The 15,644-nt window shown below is 71.7% G+C and carries 8 protein-coding genes; 6 read left to right on the top strand and 2 right to left on the bottom strand.

The features are described from left to right. Positions 1-113 precede the first annotated feature (113 nt). On the bottom strand, positions 114-2,423 hold the full coding sequence (locus ACFVYX_RS01180; RefSeq protein WP_389679179.1) for a CDP-glycerol glycerophosphotransferase family protein: 2,310 nt from the start codon (positions 2,421-2,423) through the stop codon (positions 114-116). Between the two features lie 364 nt (positions 2,424-2,787). Between ACFVYX_RS01180 and ACFVYX_RS01175 the strand changes: the two genes are divergently transcribed. Next, positions 2,788-6,390, top strand: coding sequence for a CDP-glycerol glycerophosphotransferase family protein (locus ACFVYX_RS01175; protein ID WP_389679178.1), 3,603 nt, complete (start codon positions 2,788-2,790; stop codon positions 6,388-6,390). A gap of 98 nt (positions 6,391-6,488) precedes the next feature. Here ACFVYX_RS01175 and ACFVYX_RS01170 read toward each other — a convergent pair whose 3' ends face one another. After that, entirely contained in the window at positions 6,489-8,498 is a 2,010-nt protein-coding gene (locus tag ACFVYX_RS01170) for a glycosyltransferase (protein ID WP_389679177.1), read from the bottom strand. Between the two features lie 155 nt (positions 8,499-8,653). On the opposite strand from ACFVYX_RS01170, the gene ACFVYX_RS01165 reads away from it, so the two are divergent. The 5 genes from ACFVYX_RS01165 to rpmA all read left to right on the top strand — a co-directional run bounded on the left by ACFVYX_RS01165 (position 8,654) and on the right by rpmA (position 15,603). Next, on the top strand, positions 8,654-9,781 hold the full coding sequence (locus ACFVYX_RS01165) for a hypothetical protein (RefSeq protein WP_389679176.1): 1,128 nt from the start codon (positions 8,654-8,656) through the stop codon (positions 9,779-9,781). Positions 9,782-9,905: 124 nt separating this feature from the next. Then, positions 9,906-10,697, top strand: coding sequence for a TIGR03936 family radical SAM-associated protein (locus ACFVYX_RS01160; protein WP_389679175.1), 792 nt, complete (start codon positions 9,906-9,908; stop codon positions 10,695-10,697). Positions 10,698-10,925: 228 nt separating this feature from the next. After that, positions 10,926-14,768, top strand: a complete 3,843-nt coding sequence (locus tag ACFVYX_RS01155; protein WP_389679174.1) for an Rne/Rng family ribonuclease — start codon at positions 10,926-10,928, stop codon at positions 14,766-14,768. 246 nt (positions 14,769-15,014) lie between these two features. Next, on the top strand, positions 15,015-15,335 hold the full coding sequence (rplU, locus tag ACFVYX_RS01150) for a 50S ribosomal protein L21 (protein WP_056558958.1): 321 nt from the start codon (positions 15,015-15,017) through the stop codon (positions 15,333-15,335). A 13-nt stretch (positions 15,336-15,348) separates the two neighbouring features. Beyond that, positions 15,349-15,603 carry a 50S ribosomal protein L27 gene (gene rpmA, locus ACFVYX_RS01145; protein WP_030317577.1) on the top strand — a complete coding sequence of 85 codons (255 nt, stop codon included), beginning with the start codon at positions 15,349-15,351 and terminating at the stop codon, positions 15,601-15,603. Positions 15,604-15,644: the final 41 nt, after the last annotated feature.

Here is a 15,644-nt window from a genome sequence, read left to right as displayed (position 1 = left end):
CCGGCCGCAAACCACCCCCCCCGCGGTTGGGTTCTTAACCACCCCCCCCCCCCCCCCCGCATCGCGCGGGGCCGCTGTTTTTCCCCCCCCCGGCCCCCCTCTCTCGTTTCGTCCTAGCGGTCGGCCTCGGCGAGTTCGTCGTGGTCCGACAGACGGGGGGCGAAGGGGCCCGTGGCCTCCGCCAGGCGGGGCGAGGGGGCCGGGGTGCGTTCCGTCACGGGGACCACCGGCGGGCGGAGCCTCTCCTCGCCGAGGAAGACGCGGCGGACGACCCGCTCCGCGGCGGAGCCGTCGTCCCACATGCAGAACCGCTCCCGGAAGGCCTGGCGCAGCGCGGTGGCACGCTCGCCCTCCCAGGCGCCGCCGCGGAACGCCTCGATCAGTTCGTCCTCGGTGGTCGTGATCACACCGGGGGTCTCGCCGGGTTCGCCGGAGAGCAGGTCGAAGGTCACACCGCGGCAGGTGCGGTACGCCTCCCAGTCGTCGGCGTACGTCACGATGGGCCGGTCGAGGTTGGCGTAGTCGAACATGATCGACGAGTAGTCGGTGACCAGGGCGTCCGCCGCCAGGCAGAGCTCCTCCACCGACGGGTACCGCGACACGTCGACGAGCGCGCCCCGCTCGGCGAGGGCGTTCAGCTCCGGGTCGCCGCCGTAGAAGTAGTGGGCGCGGACGAGGAGGACGAAGTCCGGGCCGAGCTCGCGGGAGAAGCGGGCGAGGTCGAGCCGTGAGACGAAGGCGTTCTTCTGGTGGTCGCGCACGGTGGGCGCGTACAGGATCGCCTTCTTGCCCGGCTCGATGCCCAGCTCGCCGCGGATCCGGCGGACGTCCGCGGCGGTGGCGCGGTAATAGACGTCGTTGCGGGGGTAGCCGGTGTTGAGCGACTGGAAGGCGGCCGGGTAGACCCGCTCCCAGTGCTCGGTGGAGTGCTGGTTCGACGAGACGCTGTAGTCCCAGCGGTCGACGCGCTCCAGGAGCTTGTCGAAGTCCATGCTGCGGGCGACGGCCGGGTAGTTCTGCTGGTCGAGGCCCATCCGCTTGAGCGGGGTGCCGTGGTGGGTCTGCAGGTGGACCTGGCCGGGGCGCTTGATCACGGCGTCCGGGAAGTTGACGTTGTTGACCAGGTACTTGGCCCGGGCCATCGCCTTCCAGTAGCCGAAGGTGGCCGGGGCGATCCGGGTCAGGCCGGCCGGGGTGCTGCCGGCGTACGCCTGGTTCACCACCCACACCCCGCGGAGGCCGGGCGCGAGCTTCTTGGCGGCCTCGTGCACGGCGAGCGGGTTGCAGCCGGGGGTGCGGCCCCAGTACGCCGAGTAGACGGCGAGGCTCTCGTCGAGGGGGAGGCGGCGCTGCACGGCGTAGTAGGTGCGCAGGGCCTTGCGGCCGCCCCAGCGCTTGGTCCGGCCGAGGGCGCCGAAGGCCGTCTCGCGGGTGCCGTTGACCGCCTTGAGGGCCTCGAAGGCGGCGTACGAGCCGGTCTTGAGGACCTTGAACTTCAGGCCGATCATGCCGGGCGGCGGGGTGTAGCCCGCGGGCTCGTTGCGGCGGTAGGTCTTGCCTGCCTGCTTCAGATAGGCGCGCCGGTGGCTGCGGGGTATTCGGAAGCCCCGGGCGAAGGTGTACAGGAAGTGGGAGACCATCCGCTCGAAGACGACCTTGCGGTACTCGTCGAGGCCGGGGCGGCCTTCGAGGTAGTCGAAGACCCGCTGGTACTGGTCGAAGATCACGAAGTGCTTGCGCGGGGAGCTGCTGCGCATCGAGCTGCCCTGACGGCGCTGGCGGTACTCGACGACCACGTACTCCAGGCCCGCGACGCGGCGGGCGGCGGCCATGGTCGTGTAGACCATGAGCGCGTCCTCGTACAGGCCGTCGGTGAACGTGTAGCCCTCGCCGGTGAAGAAGTCGCGGCGGTAGACGCGGTTCCAGACCACGGCGAAGATCCGCAGGAGTTCCAGGTGGTCGACGGGACGGACGACCTGGCCGCGGATGCCGGCCAGGTACGGGCCGGTCTTGCTGGCCTCGACGCTGCCGTCGACATGGGTGCGGACGTGGTCGAAGAGCAGGATCTCGGGGTCCTCGGCCTCGGCGAGCCGGTCCGCCATCGCCTGGAGGGAGCCGGGGCGGATCGAGTCGTCGCCGTCGACGAAGAGCAGGTAGTCGCCGCGGGCGTGCTCGACGCCGGTGTTGCGGGCGGCGCCGATGCCGCCGTTCTCGGTGCGGTGGACGGCGCGCACCCGCGGGTCGCGGGCGGCGAACTCGTCGATGATGGCGCCGCTGCTGTCGACGGAGCAGTCGTCGACCGCGATGACCTCGAAGTCCCGGTAACCCTGCGAGGTCACGGACTCGAGGCACTCGCGGATGTAGCCCTCGACCCCGTAGACAGGGATGATCACGCTGAATCGGGGGTTAGCTGCAGCCGGCATGCCGTGTGTCTCCTCAGTCGAACCGCTCGAACGCAGTATGACAGGAGCACAAACGGCGGCCGAACGCCCGAGGGGGCGGATCGTCTATCCTGGAGAGCTGCGGTGGCCTGGGGCCGCCGCAGAGTCATGTAGGCCGAGGTCCTGTGCTCCCACGCCGGGGCGGATGAGCCGGCAGCTAAGCTGCGGACCGGGTACCGGGAGAAGTACTGCAGTTCGACGGCGGGCGTGCGGCCGTCAGGCGGGTCTTCCTCGGAGGGCGGAGACGCTCGCCGTCGGTCCGCTTCAAAACCGAAAGCACGCCCCGTCACCCCTCAGGCGCTCGGCTTGTCGAGCGGGTCTGAAACGGAAAGGAACGCAGAACTTCATGGCACCCCGGCTCAGCGTCATCGTCCCGATCTACAACGTGGCGCAGTACCTACCCGCATGCCTCAACTCGCTGGCCGTGCAGACCTTGCAGGACCTCGAAGTCATCATGATCGATGACGGGTCCACCGACGAGTCCAACGAGATAGCGGCGGGGTTCGCGGCCAAGGACTCCCGCTTCCGGCTGATCCGCAAGGAGAACGCCGGCCTGGGTGCCGCCCGTAACACGGGTCTCGACAGCCTGGCGCCGGAGAGCGAGTTCCTGGCCTTCGTCGACAGTGACGACATGATCCCGCCGGACGCGTACCGGCTGATGATCGAGACCCTGGACGAGACCGGGTCCTCCTTCGCCACGGGCAACGTCGAGCACATCAACTCGACCAAGGTGTGGCAGTCCCCGATGCACCGGTTCCTCTCCCGGGGCGCGGTCAAGCGGACGCACGTCCGGAAGAAGCGGATGCTCCTCACGGACCGGATCGCCTGCAACAAGGTGTTCCGCCGTGACTTCTGGGAAGCCAACGCCTTCCGCTTCCCCGAGGGCGTGCTGTACGAGGACACGCCGGTCATCGTGCCGGCCCAGTACCTCGCCGAGTCCGTCGACATCATCAGCCAGACGACGTACTACTGGCGTCTGCGCGAGGGCGAGGCGAGCCCCTCGATCACGCAGCGCAGGAACGAGCCCAAGGCCGCCCGTGACCGCGCGTCCGCCGTGGAGTCCGTCAGCCGGTTCCTCGCCGGCCGTGACGAGCCTCTCGCCGACGAGCTGAAGCGCGAGTACGACAAGACCGTGCTCACCGGTGACCTGCGCATCTTCCTCAACGTGCTGCCCGACGGCGACGACGAGTACCGCGCCGAGTTCATGCGCGTGGCCAACAAGTACCTCGACCAGGTCGACCTCAAGACGGTCACGGCGCTGCCCACGCCGCTGCGCGTCAAGTGGCTCCTCGTCCGCAAGCACGCCCTCACCGAGCTGCTCCAGTTCATCGAGTCCGAGCGGCTCGGCGAGCCCGTCGAGCTCGACGGCAGCTTCCGGAAGTACGCGAAGTTCCCGTCGCTCGACGAGGACCTGCTGCCCAAGAAGGTCCTGCGCATGGACCAGGACCTCCAGCTGCGCTCCCCGCTGACCGAGCTGTCCTGGCAGGACGGCAAGCTGCGGCTGGCCGGCAACGCCTGGGTCGACCGCGTCAACCAGGGCGGCAAGCGCAGCGTGGTCAAGGTGCTGCAGCTGAAGAAGGACGGCACGCAGCGCCGTGTCCTGATCCCGCTGAGCAACATCTTCACCCCCGAGGCGACCACGGCCTCCGGCTACAAGGGACGCGGCCACAGCTTCGACTGGGCGGGCTGGGAGACGGTCATCGACCCGTCCCGCTTCCGCAAGGGCGGCCAGTGGCAGGAAGGCCTCTGGCACGTGGGCATGCGCGTGCTGTCCAGCGGCCTGGTGCGCTCCCGTTCCGTGCACTCGTACGGTTCGGACCGGCTGGCCTACCCGCCGTACCAGTGGCTCGACGAGGACTACCGCCTGGTTCCCGAGCTCCGGCGCGCCGCGCTCAAGCTGCGCGTCGAGAAGGTGCCGTTCCTGGTCACCGGCTTCGAGTCGGCCGGCGAGGAGATCGTCGTCGACGGCGTGTTCCGTGAGACGGCCCCCGCGGGCACCACGTTCTCGCTGCGGGTCATCAACCAGAGCAGTGGCGAGGTGCTCCTCTTCCCGGCGGAGACCGTCGGGTCCGCCGGTGAGCGGACCTCGCTGCGGATCCGCATCCCGCTGCGTGACATAGCCCTGCTGCCCGAGCACCTGGACACCACCGAGACCGGTGGCGCCGACCCCGCCAAGTCGATGCGCCGCAACTGGAGCACGCAGCTCCAGCTGAACGCTGCGGACGACCCGGAGACAGTGGTGCGCAGGACCCGGGTCGTCGTCAAGGACGGCGTCGCCGACCACCAGATCGGCCTGCCCGCCGCCTTCGGCGAGGGCGCCGAGCTCAACGAGGTGGCCATCCTCTCCGGCACCAACGGCTATCTGAAGTTCTCCGGCCGCCCCCTCCGCGCCAAGATCACCGAGATCGCCTCCGAGGACGGGACCTTCACGGTCCGGGGCACCGCCCCCGTGGCGCTCTCCGGCCACCACCTGGTCGTCAGCGCCAAGAACCGCTTCGACGAGCGGACGGTCCCGCTGACCGTCCGCCCCGACGGCTCCTTCGAGGCGTCCTTCCGGCCCTCCACGATGTCGGGGACCAACGGACGGCTGCCGCTCAAGGCCGGCCGCTGGGTGTTCCGCCTGGAGGCCGACGGCGACGGCCCGTCGATGCCGCTCGTCGTGGACCGGCTCGCCGTGCCCCAGTTCCCGCTCGAGGGCTCGCACAACGGCCGCGAGTACCAGCTGGAAGTCCACTGGCAGGACCACCCGCAGCTCAACTGCCTCTCCGACCTCACGCCGATGGAGCGGGGCGACAACCGCCAGTACCAGCTGCGCCAGGAGGTCTACGAGGCGGGCCGCGAGCTGCCGCTGCGCGACCAGGTGCTGTACGTCAGCTACAACGGCAAGCAGTTCTCGGACAGCCCGCGCGCCGTCCACGAGGAGCTGCTGCGCCGCGGCTCGGACGTGGAGCACCTGTGGGCGGTCAGGGACGGCCAGGTCGAGCTCCCCGACACGGTCAAGGCGGTCCGGTTCCAGGGCACCGAGTGGTACGAGGCGCTGGCGCGCTCGCGGTACATCGTGACCAACGGACACCTTCCGCACTGGATCAAGCGCCGGGCGGGGCAGGTGATCGTGCAGGCCTGGCACGGCACGATGCTCAAGAAGATCGGCCTGGACATCGACGCGCCCAAGTTCGACCCGAACTACCACGAGCGGCTGGTCCAGGAGGCGGCGAACTGGAACATCCTCGTCTCGTCCAACCGGTTCAGCACGCCGATCCTGAAGCGTGCCATGGGGTACGACGGGCTGATCGCCGAGACGGGCTACCCGCGCAACGACTACCTCTACGCCGAGGACCGCGAGGAGCGGGCCAAGGCCGTGCGGGAGCGGCTCGGGCTGCCCGAGGGCAAGAAGGTCGTGCTGTACGCGCCGACCTGGCGGGACGACCTGTCGCACAGCCGCGGCCAGTTCAAGTTCGACCTCCGGGTCGACCTGGAGGACGCCCGCCGTCAGCTGGGTGACGACCACGTCTTCCTCATCCGGCGCCACTCCAACATCGTGGACAGCATCCCCGGTGCCGGGAACGGCTTCGTCTTCGACGCCTCCGACTACCCGGACATCGCGGACCTGTACGTGGCCGCCGACATCATGATCACGGACTACTCGTCGGTCATGTTCGACTACGCGCACCTGCGTCGTCCGATGCTGTTCTTCACGTACGACCTGGAGCACTACCGCGACAAGCTGCGCGGCTTCTACTTCGACTTCGAGAACGACGCCCCCGGGCCGCTCATCAGCACCTCCGAGGAGCTGATCAAGGCGATCCGCGAGGTCGACGAGGTCGCGGGTCAGTACCAGGAGAAGTACGACAAGTTCCACCACCTGTTCTGCGACCTCGACGACGGTCACGCGTCGGCGCGGCTCGCGGACCTGATGTTCAAGATGGCCGAGGAGGGCGCGCCGCTGTAGGCGGTGCCCCCGGGCGTACGGAAGAGCCCCGGTCCGCAGGTCTCCCTGCGGGCCGGGGCTCTGTCGTGCGGGCCGGGGGCCCGGCTACCGCTCGCCGGTCACTTCTTGTCGATGATCTTCAGCGAGAGCTGGCCGTTGCTGGAGAAGTAGGGGCGCAGCTCGTGCCGGACCGGCGCGCCGGGGACGGCGGACAGCCGGTTGCGCCAGACGCTCTTCGTCTTCGTCTCCACGGCGGCCGGGGCGCCGGACTGCTTCACCACCGGGTACGGGTAGGTGAAGACGTCCATCGGGGTGAGCACGTCGGTGGCCAGCTTGCAGACGCGGACCCGGGCGGAGTCCCGGTCCGGCAGCAGCCAGAGGTCCCAGACGTCCTCGGCGCCGGCCTGGTGGAGGCGGGCCGCGGCGGCGTTGTCCAGGGTGGCCGTGAAGCGTCCGTCGGCGCCGGCCTTCACCGGGAAGGTGAAGTTCCGGTCGGCTTCCTTGCGGTGGACGGCCTCGATCACGCTGCCGGTGCCGGGCTTGACGCCCCAGGCCGCGGCGTCGATGACGATCGAGGTGGCGCCGGCGTTCAGGGCCGCGACCTCGACGTGCTGGGCGCGCACCCGGCTCTGCACCCGCAGGGTGCCGTCCGTGTGGGTGTGCGGCAGCAGCAGGGACAGGGCGGGGCCCTCGGTGCGGGGCAGCTTCAGCGACAGGATCTGGAGGGTGTCGCAGCCGGCCGACCGCAGCGGCATGTCGAAGCCGGCGGCGCGGATCTGCAGCTCCCAGTCGCCTTCGACGAGCTTGCCGAGCGCGGGGACCAGCGCCTCGCCGCCGACGAAGGGGAGGACGACCTCGTCGGCCTTCTTGCGGATGTCCTTGCAGACCAGCTGGGCGTCGCTGTCGGCGGGCAGCCCGTCGACCAGCACCCGGACGTCGCCCTGGGGGGCGACCACGGCGGTGGCCTTGCTGGGGATGGCCCGGCGGGCCCGCATGGTCTCCACGAGCCGCTCGAAGCGGGCGACGGTCTCGGCCTCCTGGAAGCGGACCACGTTGGCCACGGCGGCGGCCGCCATCTTCCGGCGCAGGTCCTCGTCGGAGATCAGCTTCTCGATGTGCTCGGCGAGCGCCTTCTTGTCGCCGAGCGGCACGACGTAGCCGTCCTCGCCCTGCGTGATGATGTTGCGCGGGCCGTGCGGGGCGTCGTAGCAGACCGCCGGCAGGCCGGCCGCCATCGCCTCGACGGTGACGTTGCCGAAGGCCTCCAGGTGGGAGGGGAGGACGAACACGGAGGCCTTGGCGAACTCCGGCGTGACCGGGGTGGCCGGGCCCATCAGGAAGATCTGGTTGTTGCTGTCCGTGTCGTTGATCTTCTTGCGCAGGTTGGCGCGCTCGGGGCCGGAGCCGTAGATCCGCAGGCTCCAGTCCGGGTGGCGCGGCGCCACGGTGGAGAAGGCCTCGATGAGGTCGGCGAAGCCCTTGTGGGTCTTGAGCAGGCCGGCGGTGACGACGATCTTGTTGTCGCCGGTGGACATCTGGCCCTCGTGGGCCGGGATGCAGTTGGGCATGGGGGAGAGCAGGTGGCTCACGGCGGGGACGACCCCGGCGATGGTCCGGCACTCGTCCGGCGTCGGCGCGGTGATCGCGTCCATCTTCGGGTACGCGTCCTTGAAGAGCGCGTCCCTGATGTGCGCGCCGTACCGCGCGGGCCGCGAGTGCTCCATCGCGACCTTCAGGAAGTCGCGGTCCGCGTAGGCCAGCATGATGGTGATCTTGGGGTTGTTGCTGACCACGACGTCGGCGTCGGTCGTGGCCAGGTACTCCATCAGCCGCCTCTCGGCCAGACGGCTGATCCACGGCTTCTTGTCCGTGGGCTCGTTCGGGTAGATGTGCGGGAAGACCTCGATCATCGGGTCGTCGCCGTCGTACGTGTGGGAGTGCTTCCGCATGTCGGAGAGGGCGAGGGTCTTCACCCGCGGGTCGAGCGGGAAGAACGCCTGGTCGCGGTTGCGGCGGAGGGAGACCAGCTCGACCTCGTGATGGTCCGCGAGTGCCTTGGCGAGGTTGTGGATGGCGCTGACCACGCCGCCGATGTGACAGCGGTCGACCAGAAGGAAGGATATTTTCATACCAAGCCTCAACGTGTACGGGTAGGAGCGGAAGCCGAGAAGGGCATACGGCACGGACGTCGTCGGCACCTAGGCTACGGGCCCGCCCCCGAAGGCGGAGCCTGCCCGTCCGGGCCGATCTAAACCGCGCGCGGCCGTTTCGCGTCCCTCTCTCCATGGACCTGGAGAAAACCGCCCCCCGTCCGCCGGAGCCCGAAGGCTGTCTGACGACGGCCATCAGGATTCCCGTGCGGATCGTGGTGCTGGTCGTCGTCGTCCCCGTGCGCCTCGTGTGGGACGCGCTGACGCTGGGCGGTGCCTTCCTCGGCCGGGTCCTGCTGCGCCCCCTCGGCCGGGCCTGGGCCTGGCTCCGCCGGGCGGTGTTCGCCCCGCTGGGACGCGCCGTCGCCCGGACGGCAGAGCTCCTCGGCCTCGCCGTGTGGTGGCTGCTGAGGGCGGTCCTCTACTGGCCCTGGCGCGCGCTGTGGCGCCATGTGGCCGTACCGCTCGCCGTCCATCTGATCGTGAACCCGGCGGTCTGGCTCCACCGGACCGTCCTGGCACCCCTCGGCCGGGCGCTGGCCCGGGGAGCGGCCTGGGCGTACGCCCGCCTGCTCACGCCGCTCGGGCGCGGGACCGGCCTCGTGCTGTGGACGGTGCTCGTCCGGCCGTGGACCGCCCTCTGGCGGTACGTGATCGTGCCCGTCGCGCGGGGGACGTACCGCTTCGTCCTCACCCCGCTCGGCCACGGACTCGTCCTCCTCGGTCGCGGCCTCGTCCTGCTCGGCCACGGCCTCGCCCGGCTCGCGAAGCTCCTCGTCGTCACCCCGGCCGTGTTCCTGTACCGATGGGTGCTCGCCCCCGCCGGACGGCTCCTCGCCGTGATCGGCCGCGAGACCCTCGACGCGTGCGTGGTCGCCTGGCGCGTCGCCGGATATGTCTCACGGGCGGTCGGCCGCGGCCTGAAGTGGCTGGCCCGACACCTGATCGGCCGCCCCGCCCGCTGGTTCTACCGGAACGTGTGCACTCCGGTCGGCCATGTCGTGCGCGACGCCCTGTGGCGCCCGGCGAGAAAGGCCGCCGTGGAGACCGGCCGGGCGGTGCGCGCCGCCCTCGCCTCGGCACGCGCGACCGTGCGCCAGGCACGCCGGGACGCCTGGCGCGCGCTGGTCGGCGGAGCACGACAGCCCGATCCTGTGACCGCACTGCCGGGTCGGGCGCGTAACCTGGGAGGTACTGCACCACGACAGACCGTTCCCGGCGTGGCGGCCGAGACCGAGATCTCCCTGCACGAGCGAGGGTGAGCCGGCCGGCCCCGAGGGAACCCCCTGGACGTCCGTGGGCGGCGCGACACCCGCGCCCGCCCCGCAACGAGGAGAAGAACCACTGGGCAAGCGACAGCCCGAAGGCCCGCCGCCCGCACCGGCGGTGCAGCGCATCCGACTGCGCTACACCAAGCGCGGCCGCCTCCGGTTCACCAGCCACCGTGACTTCCAGCGCGCTTTCGAGCGTGCGCTGCGCCGTGCCGAGGTGCCCATGGCGTACTCGGCCGGCTTCACCCCGCACCCCAAGGTGTCGTACGCCAACGCCGCCCCGACGGGGACGGGCTCCGAGGCCGAATACCTGGAGATCGCCCTCACCGAGGCGCGCGACCCGGAGACCCTGCGGGCCCTGCTCGACGAGTCCCTGCCAGCCGGCCTCGACATCACCGACGCCGTCGAGGCCCGGACCTCGGGCCTCGCCGACCGGCTCACCGCCTCCGTGTGGGAGCTGCGGCTCGAAGGCGTCGGCGTCGAGGACGCCGAGAAGGCCGTCGAGGCGTTTCTCGCGGCCGAGACCGTGGAAGTACAGCGCAAGACCAAGAACGGCGTCCGCACCTTCGACGCGCGTTCCGCGGTCACCGAGCTGACGGCAGTCCGTCCCCAGGGCGATCCCCGGGGCGATGGGCCGCTGGACAGCGCCTGTGCGATACTGCGGCTGGTTGTTCGGCACGTGACACCTGCCGTGCGACCCGACGACGTCCTGTCCGGTCTCCGAGCTGTGGCCGACCTGGCGCCGCCGGTCCCCGCCGCGGTGACCAGGCTGGCGCAGGGGCTCTTCGACGAGGAGTCCGGCACGGTGACCGACCCGCTCGCGCCCGACCGCGAGGCAGTCACGGCCGCTTCTACCACGGCCGCCGCGACCGCCTCTGCGACGGCGCCGGGTACCGGCATCGCGTAGGGAGCGGTCGTTGTAGCGATGCCCTGGTACTCGGGAGCCACCTGGGTCGGGCACCGCACTGACCAGGAGACTTTCGCCAGGCCGTCCGCACAGGGCGTACGGAACCGGCGAGCCAGACATAGAGCTCCCGTGCGGCGCCCGCGCCCCGGGCGGCGGCACCGCGCCACAGGCGCGACCGCCGGACCGGAACAAGGCGCGGCGCCCGGGAGCGTGACGGGAGAACCCCGCATGCTCGAGTCCAACGAAGACACCAACGCGCCCGGTGACAAGCTGCCGCCGCGCCGCAGGCGCCGCGCCGCTTCCCGCCCCGCCGGTCCGCCGGTGACGGGCGAGACCGCCGGTCCCCCCGAGACCGCGGCGTTCACCGCCGAGGCCCCGGCCGCGGAGACGCCCGCCACGGAGGCCGAGGCCGCACCCGCGCCGCGCACCCGCCGCCGCGCCACCCGCAAGGCCACCGCGCCCGCCGCGGAGACCACCGGGACCACCGCGGAGACCGTGGCACCCGTCGCGGAGACCGCCGCCGGGACCGAGGCCGTCGAGGAGGCCCCCGAGGCCGCCCCCGCACGCCCGCGCCGCCGCGCCACCCGCAAGGCCACCGCACCGGTGACCTCCCCGGCCGCCGTCGAGGAGCCCGCCGAGACCACGGCGCCCGCCCCGGCCGCCGAGGCCGTCGCGGAGGAGGCTCCCGAGGCCGCCGCGCCGGCCCGCGCCCGCCGCCGGGCCACCCGTAAGGCCACCGCCCCGGCCGGCGCGCCCGCCGTCGCCGAGGAGACCGTGGTCGCGGCCCCCGCCGCCGAGCCGGTCGTGGAGACCGCCGAGCCGGCCGCTGAGGAGGACGCCGCGCCCGCGCCGCGCGCCCGCCGCCGCGCCACCCGCAAGGCCACCTCGCCCGAGGTGACCACCGAGGCCCCCGCCACCGGCGAGTCGCTGCCCGCGGCCGCCGCCGCGCAGATCGCCGCCGACGAGGCCGAGGTCACCGCCGCCGAGACCGCCGCCACCCGTGGCCGCGGCCGCCGCCGCGCGACCTCGCCGCAGTTCACCTCCGAGCCGGCCCCGGTCAGGGAGACGCGCCGTGCCGCGCGCCCCGCCGTCGCCGTCTTCCAGGCCCCGGTCTTCGCCGAGCCGATGTTCCAGACCCCGGAGACCGCCGCGGCCGCCGCCGCCGTCGCGGTGGAGCCGGAGGACGAGGAGGAGACGGTCGAGGAGACCGTCGAGGCCGAGGTCGTCGAGACCCCCGAGCCCGCCGAGCGCGTCGAGGCCGGCTCCCGCCGTCGCCGTCGCCGCCGTGGCGAGCCCGTCGCCGTCGAGCCCGTCCCGGCCACCGTCGCCGACGAGCCCGAGGTCGAGGCCGTCGCCGACGAGATCGACGAGCCCGTCGAAGCCGAGGCGGCCGAGGAGCCCGAGGAGTCGGACGAGTACGAGGACCGCCCCTCCCGTCGCCGCCGCCGTGGTGGCCGTCGCCGCCGTCGCGGTGAGCTCAGCGACGTCGAGGACGGCGAGGAGCCCCGCTCCGACGACACCGAAGAGGCCGACGAGGCCGAGGAGTCCGAGGAGGAGCAGGACGAGGCCTTCGCCGGCGGCTCCAGCAGCTCCCGCCGTCGCCGTCGTCGCCGCCGCCGCAGCGGGGACGCCTCCGCCGACGCCGAGGGCGCCGACGAGGAAGGCGTCCGTACGGTCGTCAAGGTCCGCGAGCCCCGCCCGGCCCGCGAAAAGGCCGAGCCCGGCACCGGCGCCGACGAGGTCCAGTCCATCAAGGGCTCGACCCGCCTGGAGGCCAAGAAGCAGCGCCGCCGCGAGGGCCGCGAGCAGGGCCGCCGCCGCGTCCCGATCATCACCGAGGCCGAGTTCCTGGCCCGCCGTGAGGCCGTCGAGCGCGTCATGGTCGTCCGCCAGAACGGCGAGCGCACCCAGATCGGCGTCCTGGAAGACAACGTGCTCGTCGAGCACTACGTCAACAAGGAGCAGGCCACCTCGTACGTCGGCAACGTCTACCTGGGCAAGGTCCAGAACGTGCTGCCGTCCATGGAGGCCGCCTTCGTCGACATCGGCAAGGGCCGCAACGCCGTCCTGTACGCCGGTGAGGTCAACTTCGAGGCGCTCGGCATGGGCAACGGCCCGCGCCGCATCGAGACCGCCCTCAAGTCCGGCCAGTCGGTCCTCGTCCAGGTGACGAAGGACCCGATCGGCCACAAGGGCGCCCGGCTGACCAGCCAGGTCTCGCTGCCCGGCCGCTACCTCGTGTACGTGCCCGAGGGCTCTATGACCGGCATCAGCCGCAAGCTCCCGGACACCGAGCGCGCCCGCCTCAAGACCATCCTCAAGAAGATCGTCCCCGAGGACGCGGGCGTCATCGTGCGCACCGCCGCCGAGGGCGCGAGCGAGGACGAGCTGCGCCGCGACGTCGAGCGTCTGCAGGCCCAGTGGGAGGACATCCAGAAGAAGGCGAAGAGCGGCAACGCCCCGACGCTGCTCTACGGCGAGCCGGACATGACCGTCCGGGTCGTCCGCGACATCTTCAACGAGGACTTCTCCAAGGTCATCGTCAGCGGTGACGACGCCTGGGAGACCATCCACGGGTACGTCCACCACGTCGCCCCGGACCTGACCGACCGCCTGTCCCGGTGGACGAGCGAGGTCGACGTCTTCGCGACGTACCGGATCGACGAGCAGCTCATGAAGGCGCTCGACCGCAAGGTCTGGCTGCCGAGCGGCGGCTCGCTGGTGATCGACAAGACCGAGGCGATGATCGTCGTCGACGTCAACACCGGCAAGTTCACCGGCCAGGGCGGCAACCTCGAAGAGACCGTGACGAGGAACAACCTCGAGGCGGCCGAGGAGATCGTGCGTCAGCTGCGGCTGCGCGACCTCGGCGGCATCGTCGTCATCGACTTCATCGACATGGTCCTGGAGTCCAACCGCGACCTGGTGCTGCGCCGCCTCCTGGAGTGCCTGGGCCGTGACCGGACCAAGCACCAGGTGGCCGAGGTCACCTCGCTCGGCCTGGTCCAGATGACCCGCAAGCGGGTCGGCCAGGGCCTTCTGGAGTCCTTCTCCGAGACCTGCGTCCACTGCAACGGACGCGGTGTCATCGTGCACATGGAGCAGCCGACCACCGCCGGTGGCGGTGGCGGTGGCAAGCGCTCGAAGAAGCGCGGCCGCGGCGGCGCCGAGCACGTCCACGAGCACGAACACGCCGAGGGCGCGGAGGCCCCCGAGACCGACGTCGAGGCCCTGGTCGAGACCGAGGCCGAGGTCGCCGCCGAGCTGGCGGCCCCGGTGGCCCTGCCCGAGCCGATCGCCCCCGACGAGGAGCTGTACGGCTCCGTCGCCGAGGCGGAGGCCGCCGCCACGCGTGGTCGTGGCCGCCGTCGCGCCACCCGCAGGGTGTCGGCGCCGGTCGCCGCGCGGCCGGTCGTGGAGACCGAGCCGGTCGAGTTCGAGGCGAAGCCGCAGCCCGTCGCGGCGCCGGAGCCGGTCGCGGAGCAGCCGGTCGCCGAGCCGGAGCCCGTCGTGGCGCCGGAGCCGGTCGCCGAGCCGGTGGCCGAGGAGACCGCGGCACCGGCCCCGCGCGGCCGCCGTCGCGCCACGCGCCGGGCGACGTCCCCGGTCGTCTCGACCACGGAGCCGGCCGCCGAGCCGACCGTCGTCGAGCCGGCGCCGGCCGAGCCGGTCGCCGAGACCGTTCCGGAGCCCGTGGTGGAGCCGGTCGCCGAGCCCGTCGTCGAGGAGGCCCCCGTGGCCGCCCCGCCGCGTGGGCGCCGCCGGGTGGTCCGTAAGGCCACCGCTCCCGCCGGTTCGCCCTCGGGCGCCGAGGAGGCGGCCGTCGTCGTGGTGACCACGGCACCGGCCGAGGCTCCCGCCGAGCCGGCCGCCGACACCGAGGCCGAGGCCGAGCCCGCCCCCGTCAAGAAGACGGCGGCGCGCAAGACCGCGGCGAAGAAGACCACGGCCAAGAAGGCCGCCACCAAGAAGACGGCGGCGACCAAGAAGACCGCGGCGAAGAAGACCACCGCCAAGAAGGCCCCGGCGAAGAAGGCCGCGGAGAAGACCGCCGCCCCTTCCCAGGACTGACCGGCGGGCACGGGCCGCCCTCCCCGCGGGGAGGGCGGCCCGTGCCGATCGGGCGAATTTGACCCTCCGAGGCAGCCGCCCGTAACCTAGACCGTCGGCGTGTCTATCGATACGCCGCGCCTCTGAGCACTTCCCTCCCGCTCGCCGGGAGAGGCCGCTCGTCCGATTCCGGAACGCCGCGGGCCCTCGGGTCCGTGTGAGCGGCTGGCTTCAGAGGTTCCGATCCCGAGTGAGAGAGAGATCCGCGTGTACGCCATCGTGCGCAGCGGTGGTCGCCAGCACAAGGTTGCTGTCGGCGACATCGTTGAAGTTGACAAGATTCCCACTGCCAAGGTTGGCGACACGGTCGAGCTCTCGACCCTGCTCGTTGTCGACGGCGACGCCGTGACCAGCGACCCGTGGGTCCTGGCCGGGATCAAGGTTCAGGCCGAGATCGTGGACCACCACAAGGGCGCCAAGATCGACATCCTGCGCTACAAGAACAAGACCGGCTACCGCCGTCGCCAGGGTCACCGCCAGCAGTACACGGCGATCAAGGTCACCGGTATCCCCGCGGCTGCGAAGTAAGAGGGACTGAGACATGGCACACAAGAAGGGCGCATCGTCCACCCGGAACGGGCGCGACTCCAATGCCCAGCGGCTCGGCGTGAAGCGCTTCGGCGGTCAGGTCGTCAACGCGGGTGAGATCCTGATCCGTCAGCGTGGCACCCACTTCCACCCGGGCTCCGGCGTCGGCCGTGGCGGCGACGACACGCTGTTCGCCCTGCAGGCCGGTTCGGTGCAGTTCGGCACCCACCGTGGCCGCAAGGTCGTGAACATCGTTCCGGTCGCCTGATCGGATCTTTGCGGAGGCGGACCTCACTTCCCGTAACGGGA

The organism is Streptomyces sp. NPDC058326 (genome assembly GCF_042879855.1).
Taxonomy (GTDB): Bacteria; Actinomycetota; Actinomycetes; order Streptomycetales; family Streptomycetaceae; genus Streptomyces.
This window is presented reverse-complemented; position numbering and strand designations above follow the sequence as displayed.

Excerpts from the sequence above, each read along its gene's own strand:
- ACFVYX_RS01180 (WP_389679179.1), bottom strand. The coding sequence starts at position 2,423 with ATGCCGGCTGCAGCTAACCCCCGATTCAGCGTGATCATCCCTGTCTAC.
- ACFVYX_RS01175 (WP_389679178.1), top strand. The coding sequence starts at position 2,788 with ATGGCACCCCGGCTCAGCGTCATCGTCCCGATCTACAACGTGGCGCAG.
- ACFVYX_RS01170 (WP_389679177.1), bottom strand. The coding sequence starts at position 8,498 with ATGAAAATATCCTTCCTTCTGGTCGACCGCTGTCACATCGGCGGCGTG.
- ACFVYX_RS01165 (WP_389679176.1), top strand. The coding sequence starts at position 8,654 with ATGGACCTGGAGAAAACCGCCCCCCGTCCGCCGGAGCCCGAAGGCTGT.
- ACFVYX_RS01155 (WP_389679174.1), top strand. The coding sequence starts at position 10,926 with ATGCTCGAGTCCAACGAAGACACCAACGCGCCCGGTGACAAGCTGCCG.
- rpmA (WP_030317577.1), top strand. The coding sequence starts at position 15,349 with ATGGCACACAAGAAGGGCGCATCGTCCACCCGGAACGGGCGCGACTCC.